The organism is Bradyrhizobium sp. CFUWI (assembly GCF_056429085.1).
This window is the reverse complement of record NZ_JBWJZE010000006.1, coordinates 193,223-212,051: the sequence shown is the minus strand read 5'-3', so window position 1 is coordinate 212,051 and position 18,829 is coordinate 193,223. Positions and strand designations below refer to the sequence as shown.

At 64.2% G+C, this 18,829-nt stretch carries 17 protein-coding genes and 1 tRNA gene; 12 read left to right on the top strand and 6 right to left on the bottom strand.

Translation table 11 applies throughout. From position 1 onward, the window contains the following. The first annotated feature begins 68 nt into the window (after window positions 1-68). The 4 genes from AC066S_RS15615 (at window position 69) to AC066S_RS15600 (ending at window position 4,678) form a co-directional block, all read left to right on the top strand. Complete coding sequence (locus AC066S_RS15615; RefSeq protein WP_135169931.1) at window positions 69-1,151, top strand: zinc-binding metallopeptidase family protein; 1,083 nt, start codon at window positions 69-71, stop codon at window positions 1,149-1,151. A 190-nt stretch (window positions 1,152-1,341) separates the two neighbouring features. Then, on the top strand, window positions 1,342-3,357 hold the full coding sequence (locus AC066S_RS15610) for an acetyl-CoA carboxylase biotin carboxylase subunit (protein WP_478270115.1): 2,016 nt from the start codon (window positions 1,342-1,344) through the stop codon (window positions 3,355-3,357). A gap of 158 nt (window positions 3,358-3,515) precedes the next feature. Beyond that, entirely contained in the window at window positions 3,516-4,382 is an 867-nt protein-coding gene (locus tag AC066S_RS15605) for an isocitrate lyase/PEP mutase family protein (RefSeq protein WP_478270114.1), read from the top strand. After that, window positions 4,379-4,678: an acylphosphatase gene (locus AC066S_RS15600; RefSeq protein WP_126258191.1), complete on the top strand. Its 300-nt coding sequence runs from the start codon at window positions 4,379-4,381 to the stop codon at window positions 4,676-4,678. Before AC066S_RS15605 ends, AC066S_RS15600 begins: the two co-directional genes overlap by 4 nt. 138 nt (window positions 4,679-4,816) lie before the next feature. Here the strand turns inward: AC066S_RS15600 and AC066S_RS15595 are convergent, their stop codons facing one another. Continuing rightward, on the bottom strand, window positions 4,817-6,337 hold the full coding sequence (locus AC066S_RS15595) for a PAS domain-containing sensor histidine kinase (RefSeq protein ID WP_126258192.1): 1,521 nt from the start codon (window positions 6,335-6,337) through the stop codon (window positions 4,817-4,819). A 113-nt stretch (window positions 6,338-6,450) separates the two neighbouring features. Next, window positions 6,451-7,302: a LysR substrate-binding domain-containing protein gene (locus AC066S_RS15590; RefSeq protein ID WP_478270113.1), complete on the bottom strand. Its 852-nt coding sequence runs from the start codon at window positions 7,300-7,302 to the stop codon at window positions 6,451-6,453. 111 nt (window positions 7,303-7,413) lie between these two features. Here AC066S_RS15590 and AC066S_RS15585 point away from each other — a divergent pair, with 111 nt between their 5' ends. Next, entirely contained in the window at window positions 7,414-7,836 is a 423-nt protein-coding gene (locus tag AC066S_RS15585; protein ID WP_135169936.1) for a tautomerase family protein, read from the top strand. Window positions 7,837-7,881: 45 nt separating this feature from the next. Here the strand turns inward: AC066S_RS15585 and AC066S_RS15580 are convergent, their stop codons facing one another. Then, window positions 7,882-8,595: a DNA helicase gene (locus AC066S_RS15580; RefSeq protein ID WP_478270112.1), complete on the bottom strand. Its 714-nt coding sequence runs from the start codon at window positions 8,593-8,595 to the stop codon at window positions 7,882-7,884. A 197-nt stretch (window positions 8,596-8,792) separates the two neighbouring features. After that, a complete protein-coding gene (lipB, locus tag AC066S_RS15575) occupies window positions 8,793-9,542 on the bottom strand; it encodes a lipoyl(octanoyl) transferase LipB (protein ID WP_478270111.1) in 750 nt (249 codons plus the stop codon). A 112-nt stretch (window positions 9,543-9,654) separates the two neighbouring features. Between lipB and AC066S_RS15570 the strand changes: the two genes are divergently transcribed. Continuing rightward, window positions 9,655-9,897 (top strand): FliM/FliN family flagellar motor switch protein, encoded by a 243-nt coding sequence (locus tag AC066S_RS15570; protein WP_018647371.1) that lies wholly within the window; start codon window positions 9,655-9,657, stop codon window positions 9,895-9,897. A gap of 204 nt (window positions 9,898-10,101) precedes the next feature. Next, window positions 10,102-10,186 (top strand) — tRNA-Leu (locus AC066S_RS15565). Window positions 10,187-10,819: 633 nt separating this feature from the next. Here AC066S_RS15565 and AC066S_RS15560 read toward each other — a convergent pair. Continuing rightward, window positions 10,820-11,713, bottom strand: a complete 894-nt coding sequence (locus tag AC066S_RS15560; RefSeq protein ID WP_478270110.1) for an NAD(P)-dependent oxidoreductase — start codon at window positions 11,711-11,713, stop codon at window positions 10,820-10,822. A 311-nt stretch (window positions 11,714-12,024) separates the two neighbouring features. Next, window positions 12,025-13,047, bottom strand: a complete 1,023-nt coding sequence (locus AC066S_RS15555) for a LacI family DNA-binding transcriptional regulator (RefSeq protein ID WP_126258197.1) — start codon at window positions 13,045-13,047, stop codon at window positions 12,025-12,027. A gap of 177 nt (window positions 13,048-13,224) precedes the next feature. Here AC066S_RS15555 and AC066S_RS15550 point away from each other — a divergent pair, with 177 nt between their 5' ends. From AC066S_RS15550 to AC066S_RS15530, 5 genes are all read left to right on the top strand, one after another. Then, window positions 13,225-14,457, top strand: coding sequence for a pyridoxal phosphate-dependent aminotransferase (locus AC066S_RS15550; protein ID WP_430644577.1), 1,233 nt, complete (start codon window positions 13,225-13,227; stop codon window positions 14,455-14,457). A gap of 149 nt (window positions 14,458-14,606) precedes the next feature. Beyond that, complete coding sequence (locus AC066S_RS15545) at window positions 14,607-15,866, top strand: MFS transporter (protein WP_478270109.1); 1,260 nt, start codon at window positions 14,607-14,609, stop codon at window positions 15,864-15,866. Then, window positions 15,866-17,260, top strand: a complete 1,395-nt coding sequence (locus AC066S_RS15540; protein ID WP_135169942.1) for an NAD(P)/FAD-dependent oxidoreductase — start codon at window positions 15,866-15,868, stop codon at window positions 17,258-17,260. The genes AC066S_RS15545 and AC066S_RS15540 overlap by 1 nt, the downstream gene beginning before the upstream one ends. Before the next feature lie 43 nt (window positions 17,261-17,303). Further along, window positions 17,304-17,591, top strand: coding sequence for a hypothetical protein (locus AC066S_RS15535; RefSeq protein ID WP_478270108.1), 288 nt, complete (start codon window positions 17,304-17,306; stop codon window positions 17,589-17,591). A 179-nt stretch (window positions 17,592-17,770) separates the two neighbouring features. Continuing rightward, window positions 17,771-18,772 carry an ABC transporter substrate-binding protein gene (locus AC066S_RS15530; RefSeq protein WP_478270107.1) on the top strand — a complete coding sequence of 334 codons (1,002 nt, stop codon included), beginning with the start codon at window positions 17,771-17,773 and terminating at the stop codon, window positions 18,770-18,772. The last annotated feature ends 57 nt before the right edge of the window (window positions 18,773-18,829 follow it).

Sequence of the window (18,829 nt, the reverse complement as noted above, 5' to 3'; positions counted from 1 at the left end):
GCGGACGCGTCGTCGCGAGGCGCAATGACCAGCTTCCATGAAGCTCTCCTTTCCGAAGAGGCTAAATCTTGAAGCTCTTTCTCTGCCAGACCTGCGGCAACGTGCTGTATTTCGAGAATCGCGCCTGCGAACGCTGCGGCCATCGGGTCGCTTTCCTGCCGGAGCAGGAAACGATGTCGGCGATCGAACCCGACGGAGAGGCCTGGAGGATGCTGGCCAGCAAGGGCGAAAGCCGGATGCTGTGCCGGAACGCCGGGTACGACGCCTGCAACTGGCTCACGGACGCGGACGACGCCACCGGCTATTGCCGCGCCTGCCGCCACAATGGGATGGTGCCGAACCTCTCGGATCCGGCCCAGCTCGCCGGCTGGCGCGAGCTGGAGGTGGCGAAACACCGTCTGTTCTATTCCCTGATCCGCTGGAAGCTGCCGCTCCGGACGCGGCATGAAGACCACGAGCATGGTCTGATCTTCAATTTCCTCGCCGACGATCCAAACAGCGGCGAGAGGATCCTGACCGGCCACGACAACGGTCTGATCACGATCGCGCTCACCGAAGCCGACACCATCGAGCGCGAGCGGCGCAGGCTCGAGATGGGCGAGCCGTACCGCACGCTGCTCGGGCATTTCCGTCACGAGGTCGGGCACTATTTCTGGGACGTGCTGGTGCAGGGCGGCGGCAAGCTCGAGGAATGCCGCGCCGTCTTCGGTGATGATTCCATCGATTACGGCCAGGCCCTGCAGCGCCATTATGCCGACGGCCCGCCGCCGGATTGGCAGCAGACCTACGTCTCGGCCTATGCCACGACCCACCCCTGGGAAGATTTCGCCGAAACCTGGGCGCACTACGTCCACATCGTGGATGCTCTGGAGATGGCCGGCGAGTTCGGCATGGAGGTGCGCCCCAAGGTCGACCGCGACGGGGAGTTGACGGCGCGCATCCGCTTCAACCCCTACGAGGCCCGCGATGTCGAGGCGCTGGTCAACGCATGGCTGCCCTTCACCTTCGCCATGAACAACGTCAACCGCGCCATGGGCCTGCGCGACCTCTATCCGTTCATCCTGTCGCCCGCGGTCGTCGGCAAGCTGGGCTTCATTCACGGCCTGGTCCAGGACGTGGCCAAGTCCGCGTCCAGGCCCGGGAAGGCGTAGGGCACAAGGGGGCTCGGCAGCCCCGTTCCCGAACCGGTCTCGGTCTTGCGCTGGTACGCCAGCAGCGGGCCGGATTTAGACCGTTGCCTCCAGCCCATTTTGATGTACCACGGAAGCCACACGCCCCGTCCCCCATAGGCCCCAACGGTCAGGGAAGGGTCCCGCCCAAGGTCGAGACTCAAGAAAAAGCATGTTCAAACGCATTCTGATCGCCAATCGCGGTGAAATCGCCTGCCGGGTCATCAAGACCGCTCGCCGCATGGGAATTCAGACCGTTGCGGTCTATTCCGAGGCCGACCGCGACGCCCTCCATGTCGAGATGGCCGACGAGGCCGTGCTGATCGGTCCGCCGGCGGCCGCCGAGAGCTATCTGGTGATCGAGAAGATCGTGGAGGCCTGCCGCAAGACAGGCGCCGAGGCCGTGCATCCCGGCTACGGCTTCCTGTCCGAGCGCGAGTCGTTTCCGCGCGCGCTGGAGGCGGCCGGGATCGTCTTCGTCGGTCCCAACCCCGGCGCGATCGCGGCGATGGGCGACAAGATCGAGTCGAAGAAGGCGGCCGCCAAGGCCAAGGTCTCGACCGTGCCGGGCCATCTCGGCGTCATCGAGGACGACAAGCACGCGGTCAAGATCGCCGACGAGATCGGCTATCCCGTGATGATCAAGGCGTCCGCGGGCGGCGGCGGCAAGGGCATGCGCATCGCGCATTCGAAGGCCGAGGTCGCCGAAGGCTTCAATCTCGCCAAGGCCGAGGCGAAAGCCTCGTTCGGCGACGACCGCGTCTTCGTCGAAAAGTTCATCGTCGATCCCCGCCACATCGAGATCCAGGTGCTGGGCGACAAGCACGGCAACGTCATCTATCTCGGCGAGCGCGAATGCTCGATCCAGCGCCGCAACCAGAAGGTCATCGAGGAGGCGCCGTCGCCGCTGCTCGACGAGGCGACGCGCCGCAAGATGGGCGAGCAGGCCGTCGCGCTGGCCAAGGCCGTGAACTATGATTCCGCCGGCACCGTCGAGTTCGTCGCCGGGCAGGACAAGAGCTTCTATTTCCTGGAGATGAACACGCGCCTCCAGGTCGAGCATCCCGTTACCGAACTCGTCACCGGCATCGATCTCGTCGAGCAGATGATCCGCGTTGCCGCCGGCGAGCAGCTCGCCCTCGCGCAGAAGGACGTCACGTTGACCGGCTGGGCGGTGGAATCGCGTCTCTATGCCGAAGATCCGTTCCGCAACTTCCTGCCCTCGATCGGGCGGCTCGTGAAGTATCGCCCGCCGGCGGAAGCGAGCCAGGACGGCATCACCATCCGCAACGACACCGGCGTGCAGGAGGGCGGCGAGATCTCGATCCATTACGATCCGATGATCGCCAAGCTCGTCACCCACGCGCCGTCGCGCGCGGCTGCGATCGAGGCGCAGTCGACCGCGCTGGATTCGTTCTATGTCGACGGCATCCGTCACAACATCCCGTTCCTGTCGGCGCTGATGCATCATCCGCGCTGGCGCGAGGGGCGGCTGTCGACCGGCTTCATTGCCGAGGAATTTCCCAAGGGCTTTGCGGTGCGCGTGCCGGAAGGCGAGGTCGCACGGCGCATCGCCGCGGTCGGCGCCGCGATCGATCACGTGCTGGGGGAGCGCAAGCGGCAGATCTCGGGCCAGATGGGCGGCCGCGTCGTGCAGCGCGAGCGGCGCCGCGCGGTCTGGCTCGACCGCCAGGAGATCCAGCTCGAGGTCGCGCGCGAGGGCGAGGCGATCGCGATCCGCTTCGTCGACGCGGAGGGCAAGGCCGGCAATGCGCATCTGCTGCAGTCGCCGTGGAAGCCCGGCGATCCGGTCTGGCAGGGCACCATCGACGGCCACCTCGTCGCGGTGCAGGCGCGTCCGATCGCCAACGGCATCCGCCTCGCGCATCAGGGTGTCGAGGTGCCGGTCTATGTCTGGACCGAAGCGGAGGCGACCTCTGCGCGGCTGATGCCGGTGACGACGGCCTCCGACAGCGGCAAGAAGCTGCTCTGTCCGATGCCCGGCCTCGTGGTCTCGATCGCGGTGAGCGAGGGGCAGGAGGTCAAGGCCGGCGAGACGCTGGCGGTGGTCGAAGCCATGAAGATGCAGAACGTGCTGCGCGCCGAGCAGGACGGCACGGTGAAGAAGATCCACGCCAGCGCCGGCGCGACGCTGGCGGTGGACGCGCTGATCCTGGAGTTTGCGTAAAGCGCTTCGTGGGGATCTCAGCGTCCCCGCGAACACCGTCATTGCGAGCGCAGCGAAGCAATCCAGACTGCCTCTGCGGAAAGATCCTGGATTGCTTCGCTGCGCTCGCAATGATCGAGTCTGTTGCGGCTGCGTCGCTACAAATGAGTGAGGCACCCATGGCCTTTCGTTCCCGCCGCGAGCAACTTCGCTCCATCCTGTCGGGCGCAACTTGCGTCCATCCCGGCTCGGTCTACGACGCCATCTCGATCCGCATCGCCGAGGACCTCGGCTTTCCGCTCGGCATGTTCGGCGGTTCGGTTGCCTCGCTTGCGGTGCTCGGTGATCCCGACAACACGCTGATCACGCTCACCGAACTTGCCGAGCAGATGCGGCGGATGTCGCGCGCCTCCGCGCTGCCCGTGCTGGTCGATGCCGATCACGGCTACGGCAATGCGCTCAATGTGCGCCGTGCCGTGCAGGAGCTGGAGGCCGCGGGCGCCGCCGGTCTCACCATCGAGGACACGCTGCTGCCGGCTGCCTTCGGCGAGGCGAAGACGCAGCTGATCTCGCTTGAGGAAGGCGTCGGCAAGATGAAGGCCGCGCTCGGCGGCCGCACTGATGCCTCGCTGGTCATCATAGGCCGCACGGGAGCGGCTTCGATCACCTCGCTCGAGGACGCGATCCGCCGCGCCAAGGCCTATGAGGCCGCCGGTGTCGATGCGCTGTTCTTCACCGGCATCAAGTCGCGCGCCGAGCTCGAGGCGGTGAGCGCTGCGACGCGCCTGCCGATCGTGCTCGGCGGCGCGCCCGAGGACTTGAACGCGCTCGATTACCTCGCGGGTCAGCGCGTTCGCATCGCGCTGCAGGGCCATGCGCCGATCGCCGCCGCGACACAGGCCGTGTACGAGACCCTGAAGGCGCTTCGCGAGGGTGCTTCGCCAAAAAGCCTCAGAGGGCTCGCATCCTCGGAGCTGACGGCCCGCATCATGCGCGAGGCCGATGTCAGGGCGCGCAGCGCCGACCTCCTCGGATTGAAGAAATGAGCCGGGCAATTCTCCAGGTGATGATCCGCGGGCGCGTGCAGGGCGTCGGCTATCGGGCCTGGGTCGAGTATCAGGCGACGGCAAGCGGCCTTGAAGGCTGGGTTCGCAACCGCCGCGACGGCAGCGTGGAAGCGCTGTTCGCCGGCGCGCCGAAGCATGTCGCCGACATGGTCGCACTTTGCCGCCACGGCCCGCCATCCTCGCGCGTCGACAGTGTGACGAGCGAGACCGCCGGTGCGGATGAGCTGAACTTGCGCCGGGCAGGGGAGGCGTTTTCGGTGTTGCCGACGGTGTAGGTGGCTCTGACGAAGAGTCGTCATGCCCGGGCCTGTCCCGGGCATCCACGTTCTTATGCCGAGCGGCGAGGCGTGGATGGCCGGGTCAAGCCCGGCCATGACGCAGTGAGGGGCGGGGAGAGGTGAAGAAGAAAAAGTTCACCTCGGCAACTTGGCGATGGCCTCGCTCAGCTCGTGGATCTCATACGGCTTGCGCAGGATCGGGAAGTCGCCACGCACGCCGGCGGCGACCTCGCTGTAGCCGGTGGCGAGCAGGATGGGCAGGCCGGGGCGAATCTGGCGGAGATGATAGGCGAGGGTGAGGCCGTCCATCTTGCCGGGCATGACGATGTCCGAGAACACGAAGTCGACGCCGTTGGTCTCGATCTCGCGCAAGGCGGCTTCGGCGTCGGCGACCCGGCGCACCTGATAGCCGAGCTGCTCCAGCAGGCCAATGCTGACGAGGGCGACGTCCGGATTGTCCTCCACCAGCAACACCGTGCCGCTGCCCCGGAACGCCGGCTCCCCGGTCGTGTCCTGCGATGGGGCGTCTTCTCCGCGCGGCAGAAGGACGGTGAATGTGGTGCCCTTGCCGAGCTCGCTTGCGACCTTCACGGTGCCGCCGGCCTGATGCGCGAAGCCGTGCACCTGAGAAAGGCCGAGGCCCGTGCCCTTTCCGATCGGCTTGGTCGTGAAGAACGGTTCGAAGATCTTGTCGAGCACGTCGGAGGGGATGCCGAGCCCGGTATCGGAGACGTCGATCGCGACGAAATCGCCGACGAGCGGCGCTTCGTCCAGCACGACATTGCGCGCGCCGATGGTCACCGTGCCGCCATCGGGCATGGCGTCGCGGGCATTGATGACGAGGTTGAGCAGCGCGGTCTCGAGTTCGGAGGCGTCGGTCTTGATCGGCCAGACGTCGCGGCGGATGTCGAAGGCCAGCCGGACGGAGCTGCCGACGCCGGCATCGAGCACCTCGCGGATGGCGGCGATGCGTTCGGCGAAGTCGATCGCCTGCGGGTTGACGCTCTGCCGCCGCGCGAAGGTGAGCAACTGGTTGGTCAGCGCGGCGCCGCGCCTGGTGGCGGTCTCGATCGCCGAGATCGCGCGCTGAAGCTTGGCCGCGTCGTCGGCCCCTCGCTTCAGCATGTGGAGGCTGCCGCTGATGATCATCAGGAGGTTGTTGAAGTCGTGGGCGACCCCGCCGGTGAGTTGACCGAGCGCGTCGAACTTCTGGGACTCGGCGAGCTGCTTCTGCATCGCGTCGAGCCTGATCTGGGCATTGCGGCGTTCGGTGACGTCGCGCGTGATCTTGGCGAATCCGACCAGTTCGCCGTCCTCGTAGATCGGATCGATCACGACGCTGGCCCAGAAGAAGGTGCCGTCCTTGCGGACGCGCCAGCCTTCCTCCTCATAGCGGCCCTTTTCCCTGGCGATGCCGAGCGCACGGGCCGGCTTGCCGTTGGCGCGGTCGGTCTCGGTGTAGAAGCGGGAGAAATGCTGGCCGAGGATTTCCTCGGGTGAATAGCCCTTGATGCGCTCACCGCCGATGTTCCAGCTGGTGATGATCCCCTTGGGATCGAGCATATAGAGGGCGTAGTCCGCGACTCCCTCAACCAACAGCCGGAAACTGCGTTCGCTCTCGAACAAGTCTCTCTGTTGACTGAACTTTTCGACCATTCCCGGGACCCCGCCTCGACCGGAACAAACGCCGCAGGCAAGGGATGGTTCCCTAAGGGTGGGACATTTTTGGGCAGGGGGGCCCGTTAAGGGTCGCCAAAACGCCCATATCGTCAGGCCGCCACGCTTCGGAACGTCGCCGCCACCGCGCGCAGCGCCGCAAGCTTCGCGGGGTCGCTGACCTTCGAATGCAGCATCACCTTTGAGCTGCCGAGCCTGGGCAGCTTGTGCGGAGGGCCGATGTCGACCAGGCCGGGCGGCGCGATCCGCCGCGCCAGCGGTGCGATGGCAAGGCCGGCGAGCGTCGCCGCGACCACCGCCGTGACGCCGCCGCCGACAAAGCGCTCGCGCCAGGCGAGGCCGGCCTTGTCGAGCGCGCGCACGGCGACGGCGCGGACGCCGCAGGGCGGGGCCAGGGTCGCCAGCGGCAGCGGCTCGCCTTTCGCCAGGGTGAAGCGCCGTGCGGCGAACCAGCCGAACTCGTCCTCGGTCAGCTTCTCGCCGCCGCGGCGGCTGCCTTCCTGGCGGACGATCACCGCATCGAGCTCGCCTGCGTCGTAAGCATCCTGCATCTCGCGCGAGAAGCCGATGGTGACGGCGAGGGTGAGGTTTGAGGACATTGCGTGCAGCCGTTCGAGCAGCGGCACCAGTTCGGGGCCTGCCGCATGATCGGAGATGCCGAGCGAGAGCGATTGCGCGGCCGGTGCCTCATCCGACAGTGCGCGATCATGCGCCGCGATCAGCACACGGGCACGTTCGAGGAAGCTGGCGCCGTCGGCGGTGAGCCGGACCGCGCGCGGCGAGCGCTCGACGAGACGTTTTCCCAGCAGCATCTCCAGCCGCTGCAGCTTCAGGCTGACCGCCGCTTGCGTCGTGCCGAGCGCTTCGGCGGTGCGCGTAAAGCTCCGGAGGTCGGCGACCAGCAGGAAGGCCTGGACGGTGGCGATGTCGAGCGTTGGTGTCATTATGAATTCTTATCATTGATATCAATATAGATAAGATACCAAAATGACGAGCGGAGGTCTAGCTTCTCACCAACGCCGCCCGAGCGGCGCAGCATCTCGAGGAGAGCCACAATGCCCCTGATCACCGTGTCCTACACCACCTCCCGCCAGTCGCCGTCCCTGAAGGCCGACATCGCGAACGCCGTGTCCGAGCTCACCGCCGAGATCCTGCACAAGGATCCCAAGGTGACCGCCATCATCGTCAAGTCGGTGGATGCCGATGACTGGTTCGCCGGCGGCAAGTCGCTGGCCGAGCAGAAGCTTGCAAGCTACTGGCTCGACATCCACGTCAGCGAAGGCACCAACACCAAGGACGAAAAGGCGGCCTATCTCGCCGCCATGTTCAAGCGCATGGCCGAGATTTTGGGCCCGCTGCATCCCGAGACCTATCTGCATGTCGACGAGGTCAGGGGCGACGCCTACGGCTTTGGCGGCCTCACTCAAGAGCGGCGCTACATCGCCGGCAAGCTCGAGGTGGCGCTGAAGGCGGCGTAAGGCTGCAAGCCGCCGGGTGAGCGGTCTCACCCGGCGGCCTGATCGTCAGCTCGCCGCCCGGAACTGGACTTCGGAATTGTTCAGGAAGCACGTCTTGTCGAACAGCGTCAGGTCGAGCGGGTTGGGCAGCCTGATATCGTCGAGGCCGGGGCAGGGCTTGACCGAGGGATCATAGGATCGGTCGATCTGCGAGATGAAGACGACGATCAGCCCCTGATCGCGTGCGAACGATTTCAGCGCGCGCACCTGAACATTGAGGTCGGGGTTTTCGCGTCTCTGGTCGAGCAGTTGCAGATAGTCGATCACCACGACTGTGCCGCGGGGCGCCGCGGCCATGTGCTTGACGACGTAATCGGCGCTGATGGCGTCGGAGCAATCGACCTCGAAGAGCTTGTCGAATTGCGCGGGCTCCACGCCGATCGCACGCAAGCGATCCAAAACATCCTTCTCGGTATATTCGAGCGAGAAGAACGCGGCGCGATGGCCCGACCGCATGGCCTCCACGGCAAGTTCGAGGCTCATCAAGGTCTTGCCCTGACCCGGCCGCGCGCCGACCAGCACCAGATCGCCCGCCCGGAACTGCGGGAACAGCCTGTTCGCGGGCGTCAGTGCGGCGGCTTTTGCTGCGAGCATGCTCCAGGCGGAAAACCCTTCCGTCGTGGCGATGCGGTCAAGCGCGTCGTGCAGCGGAATGTTTTTCTCGCGGGACAGGCGTTTTGCTTTTCGCTTCAGATGATAGATCGGCGCAGACAGCTTCATCGTCAAAACCTCCCATTGCGAGCATGATCGCAATCCCTCCTTATGCCTGGCGCTCGAACAGTCGGTCCGATGATCTCATCGCCCGGCATGAGGTCTGCTTTCCCGGCGGAGGGGGGAGGCGTGAGCGTGGCCGCGCCGAGACATAGCCGATTCGGCGGCGGCGGAGAACGCGGAGGCACCGCGTCCAACGGGAAAGGTCAGGCCGCCGCTTCCGGCAGCAGCGCGCGGGTCGGTCCGAACAGCTGTTCGAACGCCTGGCGTAGCGCGATATCGACGTCGGCCATGGTCACGAGCTGGCCGAGATCGACCAGCGAGGTGACGCCGTAGCGGGGATCGACGACGCCACACGGCACGATGCCGGCGAAATGCGACAGCTCCGGCTCGATGTTGATGGCTATGCCGTGGAACGAGACCCAGCGCTTCAATCGCACGCCGATCGCCGCGATCTTGTCCTCGTGGTCCGCGCCCTTGTCGGGCCGCTTGACCCAGACGCCGACCCGGTCTTCGCGGCGCTCGCCGCGGACGTTGAAGGCGGCGAGCGTGCGCAGGATCAACTCCTCCAGGCTCGCGACATAGGCCCGGACGTCCGGCCGGCGGCGCTTGAGATCGAGCATGATGTAGGCCACGCGCTGGCCGGGCCCGTGATAGGTGAGCTGGCCGCCGCGTCCCGTGGCAAAGACCGGGAATCGGGGATCGTGCAGGTCGGTGTCCTTGCCCGAGGTGCCGGAGGTGTAGAGCGGGGGGTGTTCGAGCAGCCAGACCAGCTCCCGGGCTTCGCCCGCCGCGATGGCGGCGACCCGGGCTTCCATCGCGGCCACCGCCTCCGGATAGGGCACCGGCGCGTCCGAGATTCGCCACTCGACCGGCTCGCCGCCTGTAGCGGAAAACCGCGTCAAATCGAGCTCTTCACGCTGGTTTTGGCGAGGGTTCTGCAGTGAATTAACCATTGGCTAACCATAACGTGGTGATCATCTCGGGGGCAAATGCCAAGTCTAAGTCCAAGTCCAAGTCCCTTGGTTGGTCCCACATTCCAAGTCCCAAGTTGCGGCGGTCCTGACAGTGCCCACCCTTGATAAAGTCACCGTGGATCTCATGGTCGTCCTCGGGACGACCACGATGCCGATCCATCAGGTATTACGTCTTTCCCGCGGCGCCATCATCGAGCTGGACGCAACCGAGGCCGACGAGGTCAAGGTTTTGGCCAACAACCTGCCGGTCGCCTCCGGCGTCGTGCTGGTGGATCGCAACCGAATCGCGGTTGAGGTCAAACAGATGTTGCCGCGTTCACCAGGCACCCGGTAGCGGCCCGGGCATGCGGTATAGCAGCCTGGGCACGCAGCAGCGGCCTGGGCAGCGGGGGATAGGGCCGATTCGGCGAGGGGCCCGAACTTTCGTGCAAAGCTTGTGGAATTCAGGGCCTTTGCAGGCTTGTACCCCTTTGATGGATTTGTTAGATCGGCGCCGTTGATCCGGCCGGCCTTCAAGCCTCAAGCCGGCATCCCCAAAGCGCTCGTGGCGGAACTGGTAGACGCGCTGCCTTGAGGTGGCAGTGAGTAAAATCGTGGGGGTTCGAGTCCCTCCGAGCGCACCATAAACCCACATTTCCAATTGAAATGATTAGGCTTTTTTCTGGGTGTTACCCGGGAATGTTACCACTCCGTTCCGGCGCGGCGTTCGCGTACTGTTCGCACGCGGCACTGCCGGCCAGTCGTCGAGTGACTGGCTCTGATCGAACGTCACGATCTTCTCCATTCCACTGATGCCAAGCTTCTCTCGATTCGCCTGCGCGATGTAGTGGGCGGGCATTCTGGGGTCGGTCCAGCTTGCGGCTAACCTTCACGTACCAGCGCAGCGAGCCAGATTCGGAATAATTGAAGTAAAGGTACATCCGCCGATCCCCGGGGGCGCGGGGGTCGCGCCCGTCCGTTCCGAGCATTGGATGTCTCCGTGGACCAATGCTCGGATTCTAGCGATACGGTGACTCCGTATCAATTGCATAAGGTGCACTTCACCCGCCGGCGGGAGTGATGTGTTTTGGCCGAGTGCTGCTGGCGCGAAGCAGATGACCGCAGATACGGAAGACAGGTGCGGAAGAGCGATGCCGAAGCGCGGGCGGACATAAGCCAGCGAGCGCCCCTTGGTCGAAGCCATCAATCCTCACGAACCCGATCGCTGGACCAGCATCATGGTCATGGCGCGGCCACAAGCGTCACACTCGCCAGAGCTATAACGCAATCTTCTGACGGTATGCGTCGAGTACATCGTCGGCACTGTAGCTCTGGCGCGCAGCGAAGTTGCTCCGTAGTGCCGAATCCGACGACAAGCGAAGCCGCTTTACAACCGCCTCGGTCATGACAGGCTCCAAGCCGAGTTCCTGCAGGCCGTCGCGCGCGCCTTCCATTTCGATTGCCCGACGTTCGGCGTGCAGGACATCCGTGCGGATGCACATGTCCACGAACTTGCTGAAAGTCGTCGCATCCATCGTGTCGCAGATGCCGCGCAGGGCTTCCTGCCGGACACCCGCCAATGAAGCCGCCGTCAGCGCCTCCACCACCAGCGCTTCAATTCCTTTGGTCACGACGCTGCGCAGCATCTTGACCGCGGCCGCCGTGCCCGCTTCCGGGCCTGCGACGTCGATTGTGAAGCCAAGCGGCGCAAATGTGCCGGCGAACTGCGCAGCACCGCTGCCCGAGGTGTAGAGTGGGACGGCCGCCTTATAGAGGCTGACCGCGCCCATCAGATTGGCGTCGGCGAACAAGCCGCCGCGCGCTTCGACGGCTTCTGCCACGCGCTTCTTGGTGGTGGGCGTCGAGGCATTGATGTCGACGACCAGTGTGTCCGGTCTGATGATTTTCGCGATCGCTTCCCCTGTCGTCCCGGCGACGGCGACGACCACGGCCGAGAAGATGACGTCCATGTCGGAGAGGCTCTCGAGCGTGTCGACCAACGTCACGCCGCATCGGGCGGCCTGGGCGACGAACGCCTCGGAATAGGGCGGTCGATTCACGTTCCCGTGGCAATAGGCCATGATCGGGCCCACGGCCTGCGTCGTCAGGTGCGAGGCAAAGCACTGCGCGGCTTCTCCAAAACCAACAAAACCGATTCTGGGATGCTGCATCCGATGCTCCAAAAGGACCCTGAACATGAGCAATCTTTGCAGCTCGGCCCAGCGGTGTCAATGAACCGTTTCATCAAATTTTTCGACCGATCTCAATCCCACGTCCGGCATTGGTGCGGGCTTCAGACTTAGAGAGGCTGGGGCGCCGACGAGCGCGATCGTGCCAAGCAGCTCGCGCTCAAGACAGTCAACTGGTCCGGCGCTGCAATTTCACGACAGTCGAGGGGGCGGTGATCGTGCGGCAGGTATCACCTGCGACGACAATGCTTGCCTTAACTCTGGAGGATACGGATCGATGGGTGTCGTGAGAGTCAAACCGGTCTGCAAGAGCCGCGGACGACAAGGGATACGGGAAGCCGGATGCGGCGGGGCGGCGACTGCCTTCCGTGGTCAATCCTGTCGAGTAGTATTTCGGCGGCATGACGGCCCATTTCCGATCGGTCCCAGCGCAGCGCGGTGATCGGCGGCGTGTTGAGCTCGGCGAGATCGGAATCGTTTCCGCTGATGATGGAGATGTCCTGTCCTACCACCAAGCCCGCCGTGCGCACTGCGCGCAGGGGGCCGGGCAGCGTGTCGAGACCTGCGGCATAGATCGCCGTCGGTCGTTCGCTGCGGCCCAGCAGGGCAGCGGTTTCGCGAAACGTCGCCTCGTTTGAGAGCAGGCGATCGCGAATGAGGTACGAATCGACCGGAACCCCGAAAGAACGATGAGCTTCCGTATAGCCTTCGATGCGGCTACGGGAAGGATAGGCCTTCGGATCACCGACCAGAAGCGCAATGCGGCGATGGCCAAGCGACAGCAGATACTCTGTGGCTTGACGGGCGCCGGCCCGGTGATCTGCCGAAACGCTATCCACGGATTGGACGAGTTCGCGATCAATCAGCACAATCGGCATGGCTCCGTGGGTGATTGCATTGACGAGATCGGGGTCGGTCTCGTCGCTCATCGTCATCATGACGCCGTCGACGCGGCGCTGGCTGAATGTCTGCAGCAGGGAGAGTTCGACGTCCTTTGCGTTGGCGGTGCTTGCAAGAATGAAGGTGTAGCCCGCGCTCCGGAAGGTTGCTTCCGCTGCCTTCACATAGCTGGCGAATGCCGGGATATCGAAGTCACGTATGGCACAGGCAACCATCTTGGTTCGTGAGCTGCGCATGCTCTGAGCGATGGCGTTTCGCTGATAGCCCAGTGTGAGAATCGTTTTCTGGACGCGTTCCCGCACTTGCTTGGTGACCGAGTGATGATCGTTCAAGACTCGGGAAACCGTTCCGACGGCGACGTCGGCTGCGGCTGCGACATCGCGAATGGTGACGGTGCGTTTCGTTGCCTTTCCCATCGGCCGGATCTCCCCTCTGGCAGTCTCGCGTGCGCCCCAGGGCGCTGTCGCGCCCATTAACACGGAAATGAACGGGTCATGCGAACTAGATGACGAGGTCCTCGGGTCCTTTGGAAACGGTTCATTGACACGCTCGCGAAAGCGGTGATAATCAGCGCCACTCTGGCATTTTGGGAGATGAACTTGTTCCAAGTCGCTCAGCGCCTCACGCGCGTCAAGCCCTCGCCGACGGTCACTCTCTCGGCCCGTGTGGCGGCTCTCGCTGCAACCGGCCGGGATGTTCTTAGCCTGGTTGCCGGGGAGCCCGATTTCGACACTCCGGACCACATCAAGGCGGCCGCGTGCGACGCGATCGCGCGTGGGGAGACCAAATACACGGCGGTCGATGGCACGCCCGCGCTGAAGGACGCGGTCGCCAGCAAATTCCGGCGCGAGAATGGATTGAGCTATGAGCGTGATCAGGTCGTCGTCAGCACCGGGGGAAAGCAGGTCGTCTACAACGCCTTGATCGCAAGCGTGAGCCCGGGAGACGAGGTCGTCATTCCGGCTCCGTACTGGGTGTCCTATCCGGAAATCGTGTTGCTCGCCGAGGGAACGCCCGTGATCGTGCCGTGCTCGGCGGAGCGGGGCTTCAAGCTCGCTGCTGCGGACCTCGAGGCGGCGATCACGCCCAGGACGCGCTGGGTGATTCTCAATTCTCCGTCCAATCCGTCAGGCGCCGCCTATACGAGGTCGGAGCTCAAGGCGCTCACCGAAGTCCTCGTCCGTCACCCGCATGTATGGGTGCTCACCGACGACATTTACGAGCATCTGACTTACGGCGACTTCGAATTTGTGACCCCCGCTCAGGTCGAGCCCAAGCTCTACGATCGCACCCTGACGATGAACGGTGTGTCGAAGACATATTGCATGACCGGCTGGCGCATCGGTTACGGCGCCGGGCCGCGCCCTCTCATCAAGGCCATGGCGGCTATTCAGTCCCACTCGACGACGAATCCGTCGTCGGTCAGTCAGGCTGCCGCTCTGTCGGCTCTCACCGGCTCCCAGGATTTCATTACCGGACACGTCTCTGCATTCGAAAAGCGGCGCGACATGATTGTCGAGGGCTTCAACGCAATCGATGGAATCGTCTGCCACAAGCCGGAGGGGGCCTTCTATGTCTTTCCGTCGTGTGCGGCGTTCACCGGGGCACGGCGTCCGGATGGAGGCGTCATCGCCGGCGACGAGGATTTCGTACTGTATCTGCTGGATCGGGCCGGCGTCGGCCTCGTGCACGGCACCGCGTTCGGCATGCCTGGACATTTCCGGTTGTCCTATGCGGCGTCCAATCAGCGGCTGGAACAGGGGCTGGAGCGGATCACCGCGGCCTGCGCCGAGCTTGAACGTATCGACGTGGCTGCCATGGCCTGACCGGTCCGGTTGTCGACGCTGCATTGTCTGCTCGAGCGCGGCCGGCACCTCTCGGTCCCGCGAAGCCGTCGACGCCAAACAACAAGGAGTCCCCGGTGGGTCTTTATGACCATTCGCAGGAGGGCCGTCTGATCGGTTCGGCGCGAGGCATGGCCGTGACCGATCGGCCCCGGCTTTCGGAGCAGCGGCAGACCATCGTCCTGCTCAGCACGGTCGCGTTCGTGGTCGCCTTGAATTCCATTATCATTTTTCCGCTGGGCCCTTTCCTTGCGGACAGCCTCGGCTTTTCACCTCAGCAAGTCGGTTTCCTCGGCAGCAGCTATTCGATCGCCGCTGCCGTCGGCGGCTTCGTATCGGCCGGCTTCCTCGACAGATTTGACCGCCGCACCGCGCTGCTTGCCTGTGCGCTCGGTTTCGTCGCCGCGACAGCCCTCTGTCCGACGGCGACGAGCTTCGTCGGCCTCGTTCTCATGCGGGCTCTCGCCGGGTTGTTCGCCGGTCCTTTGTGGGGCCTGCTGATCGCGATCGCATCGGACAATGTGCCGCCGGAACGGCGCGGTGCCGCGGTCGGGACATTGATCGGCGCCTACGGCCTGGCATTGATCGCCGGGCTGCCCATCGGCGTCATGGTCGCGGCCTCCGACATGGGCTGGCAGATGAACTTCGTCGGCATTGCTGTCATCGGCCTCGTTCTGGCTGGAATCGTCAGCTGGCAAATCGGCGCACAACGCCGGCACCTGGCCGAATTGCGCAGGTGGAATTGGTCCGAGCAATATGCGGCCATGATTGAGCTCGTCACCGCGCGCGCCAGCGTCCTCGCGTTCATGTTGATCGCAAGTGCATCCTTTGCGGCCCTGCTGATCTCCCCGAACTTGGCCATCTTCGCAGTCCATAATGCCGGCCTGTCACCTGCGCGCCTGGCCGATGTCTATCTGCTGGGTGGCATCTTGAGCGTGCTGGTGATGCCGCTCACAGGCCGTCTTGTCGACAGCTTCGGCGCGACGGCGGTCTCGATTGCCGTCGCCGTCGTGACCACAGGCCTGCTGGGGGTGGTCTTCATCGACCGTGGCGTGATCGACTTGCCTGCGATTCCATTGTTTGCCCTTGTCATCGCGTTTCAACTGGTTCGCAGCACGGTCAACCAGGCCTGGGTGACCAGGGTGCCGGCTGTCGCCGAGCGCGCAGCATTTCAATCCCTCATCGCGGCGATCACCAATCTTGCGCAAGCCGCGGGAGCAGCCAGCGCGCCGTTCCTGCTCGGTATCGCGCCGGATGGGCAGCTCGTCGGAATGGATGCTGTCGCCTTGCTGGCTCTCGCGATGACCTGGGCCGCTCCACCGCTGTTGCTCATGCTTGATCGTGCCCTGGCCAATCGACAGCAGGCTCTGCCACCCGGGAGCCTGATGTGATGTTTCTGGAGAAGGAGAGCGTCGTGCGAGATGGGTTGTTGCATGACAATGAAACTTCGCTGCCTCAGGTATACACGGCGGGTGTCGACGATCTCCCGACCCGAGTCCTGACGGGATGCGAGCGTGCCGACGTGGCGGTCGTCGGTGCAGGGCTCACCGGCTTGTCGGCGGCGCTCCATGCCGCGAGACTTGGGATGAAGGTTGCTGTCGTGGAAGCCAATGGGATCGGCACCGGCGCAAGCGGGCGAAGCTTCGGCCAGGTTGTTCCCTACCTGAAGCATGAACCTGGGCATGCACTGAAACTGTTCGGCGAAACTCTGGGCGAGCGGCTGGTGACGGCAGCCGCCAGCGGCCCTGATTTCGTCTTCGAGTTGGTCAAGACTTATCAGATCGCCTGCGAGGCGGTGCAAGGCGGGCTGATTTTCGCGGCTCATTCCTCCGAAGGTCTCGAACGCCTGAAGCAACGGGCGGCCTTTTGGCGGAAGCGTGGATTGACCGTCGACATTCTCGATCGGGACGAGACTTCACAGGCGATCGGCGGCGGGGATTATCCGGGCGCGCTGCTTGATCACCGCGGCGGTACGCTGAACTCCTTCGCGTTCACCGTCGGTCTCGCGCGGGCCGCGGCAGCGAACGGTGTCGGCCTGTTCTGCCGCTCGCCGGCGGAAGCGATCCGTCGACATGATGCGAGCAGTTGGGAGTTGAAGACCGGCTCCGGTACATTGATTGCCGACAAGATATTGGTCTGCACAAACGCTTATCGAAACGATCTGGCGCCTGGCGTCGGCGCTCACGTCCTTCCGATCCGCGTACATCAAGTGGCGAGCGAGCCGCTCCGCGCCGAGATCGCAAGCACGATCCTTCCGGGCGGACGAGCCCTGACGGATACGCGCCGCCTGCCGTCCGGAGTTCGTCTCACCAGGGACGGACGTCTTGTGGTGACCATCGAGGGGCCTTTGTTTTCAAGCGGCGGTGGCAATATCGGGCACGCGTCTGCGCGCATTGCCGGACTTTTTCCGCACCTCGGGCGCGTGACCTGGCAGTCGAGTTGGAGCGGTTGGATCGATATGGCGCCGGACCAGTACCCGCGCATCATCGAGGCGGCGCCAGGCATCATGGTCGGGCTCGGCCTCAGCGGGCGCGGCCTTGCTCTCGGCCCGTTGATTGGCCGCGACCTCGCGCGCCTGTGCGCCGGAGCGCATTATCGAGAGCTTGCCTTCCCCGTCGTCGGCCCGCAGGACGGCCCGCGCTGGCCGATGGGCGCCAAAGCTATCGCCGGCGCAGCGGCGCTGCAGCGCAGATGGATGGATCGCGTCGACCTCTGGAACGAACGCCGCTGGGGACGTATTCCCAGCGCTTCCCAACGCGAGATCCACCGACACGCCGCGAACTGATCCCACGAGCCGTGCCGGGCGAGGCCGGATCCGGATCGGCGTCATGCGCCCGCTTGTCGCTTCGCTCGAAGCGCCGTTTGATCGGGGCCGCGCATCGAGCGTGTCGTCGATCACAACACTTGCGCGCGCACAGGCGCCGCCAAGCGTCGCCGGATCTCGTTTCATCGCGATGATCTTCATCCCTGAAGAACTGGCAAGCCTGCATAGGCGGAACGATCATGCGCTCGGTGTGGCGCGTGACAGAGCACGCATGAGCCTTCAACAAACGAACGAGCCCGCTGCGGCGCCGGCGTTCGTGATGACAATCGCTGCAACGATGCGCAGAGATTAAGCGATCGGTGGCGTCGCAGTGGGAAAGGCCATCCGCTCGGCAGAGCCGAAAGCAATGTCTCGCCGCGAAAATGCGCCGAGATCCGGCCCATCGGCAATTTCGAATGCCTATTTGGAACCGTTTCATAATTGGCCTGCGATTTGCTTGGAAGAGGAAGGCTGGTGTGGTCTGGAGGACGGATGATGCGAAAATCGACCAGGATTTTCGGTTGGGCGGCAGCGATCGGGGCGATCTTTGCGCTGCAGAACGCCTTGAGACCTGCGGCCGCAGAACCGATGCCCAAGCTCGATTTCGCCGGCTCCGTCACCTGGTTGGGCCAGGTCCCCATTCTCGTTGCCATCGAGAAGGGTTTCTTCAACGACGAAGGCTTGGACGTCAACGTCAAGGTGATCTTGAGTTCGAGCGACCGTATCCGGGCCGTGACCGCGGGCTCCGTCGCGTTCAGCAATCTCGGCCGCTCGACGGTGATCAGCGAAATGTCGCGCGGCAACAACAGCTTTTTCTATTTTGCCAATGTCGACGATTCTCCCGGCAGCGAAGGATGCTGGGCGCGGGCCGGCTTCCAGTCATTTCTCGATCTCAAGGGCAAGAAAGTCGCCGCCAACACGTCGGCCGAAGTGACGATGGACGGCCTGCTCCAGAACGCCGGCATGAGCGTGCGGGACGTTCAGTTCATCAATCTGTCGCCCAATGAGATGGCGCTTGCTCTCGGACGCGGCGATGTCGATGCAGCCTGTGTCTGGCAACCGCTGCTCGACAACCTCAAGAAGGCCGCACCGGATGGAAAGCTTCTCGGCACCGACGCCGACACCGAGACCTACAAGCGTTTCGGCACGATGTCCTCACCGGACATCCTGATCATCTCCCGGAAGGTCGTGGAGGAACATCCCGATCAAGCGCGCCGGCTCGCGGTCGCGATCATGCGCGGGGCCGATTATGTAAACCAGAATCCCGAAGCCGCGGCCATCGCCGTCGCGCCCCTTTTCCGGCAGCCAACCGATGTCGTGCTCGCGGGCATCAAGAACTTCAAATACTACGGCTCGAAAGGCTGGAGAGAGCACATGAAAAAACACACCGAGCAGATGCAGTTTCTCTCGTCCTGGCTCCATCGGAACAAGAAGATCGAGAGTGCTCCCGACGTCAAGCAATGGGAAAACACGTCGTTCGTTCCTGATCTGTGAAGTTTCGCTGATCCCGCAAGGCGGAGCAGCATTCCCCGCGGCTCATTTTGACGGAAA

Excerpts from the sequence above, each read along its gene's own strand:
- AC066S_RS15610 (WP_478270115.1), top strand. The coding sequence starts at position 1,342 with ATGTTCAAACGCATTCTGATCGCCAATCGCGGTGAAATCGCCTGCCGG.
- AC066S_RS15605 (WP_478270114.1), top strand. The coding sequence starts at position 3,516 with ATGGCCTTTCGTTCCCGCCGCGAGCAACTTCGCTCCATCCTGTCGGGC.
- AC066S_RS15600 (WP_126258191.1), top strand. The coding sequence starts at position 4,379 with ATGAGCCGGGCAATTCTCCAGGTGATGATCCGCGGGCGCGTGCAGGGC.
- AC066S_RS15595 (WP_126258192.1), bottom strand. The coding sequence starts at position 6,337 with ATGGTCGAAAAGTTCAGTCAACAGAGAGACTTGTTCGAGAGCGAACGC.
- AC066S_RS15590 (WP_478270113.1), bottom strand. The coding sequence starts at position 7,302 with ATGACACCAACGCTCGACATCGCCACCGTCCAGGCCTTCCTGCTGGTC.
- AC066S_RS15585 (WP_135169936.1), top strand. The coding sequence starts at position 7,414 with ATGCCCCTGATCACCGTGTCCTACACCACCTCCCGCCAGTCGCCGTCC.
- AC066S_RS15580 (WP_478270112.1), bottom strand. The coding sequence starts at position 8,595 with ATGAAGCTGTCTGCGCCGATCTATCATCTGAAGCGAAAAGCAAAACGC.
- lipB (WP_478270111.1), bottom strand. The coding sequence starts at position 9,542 with ATGGTTAATTCACTGCAGAACCCTCGCCAAAACCAGCGTGAAGAGCTC.
- AC066S_RS15560 (WP_478270110.1), bottom strand. The coding sequence starts at position 11,713 with ATGCAGCATCCCAGAATCGGTTTTGTTGGTTTTGGAGAAGCCGCGCAG.
- AC066S_RS15555 (WP_126258197.1), bottom strand. The coding sequence starts at position 13,047 with ATGGGAAAGGCAACGAAACGCACCGTCACCATTCGCGATGTCGCAGCC.
- AC066S_RS15550 (WP_430644577.1), top strand. The coding sequence starts at position 13,225 with ATGAACTTGTTCCAAGTCGCTCAGCGCCTCACGCGCGTCAAGCCCTCG.
- AC066S_RS15545 (WP_478270109.1), top strand. The coding sequence starts at position 14,607 with ATGGCCGTGACCGATCGGCCCCGGCTTTCGGAGCAGCGGCAGACCATC.
- AC066S_RS15540 (WP_135169942.1), top strand. The coding sequence starts at position 15,866 with ATGTTTCTGGAGAAGGAGAGCGTCGTGCGAGATGGGTTGTTGCATGAC.
- AC066S_RS15535 (WP_478270108.1), top strand. The coding sequence starts at position 17,304 with ATGCGCCCGCTTGTCGCTTCGCTCGAAGCGCCGTTTGATCGGGGCCGC.
- AC066S_RS15530 (WP_478270107.1), top strand. The coding sequence starts at position 17,771 with ATGATGCGAAAATCGACCAGGATTTTCGGTTGGGCGGCAGCGATCGGG.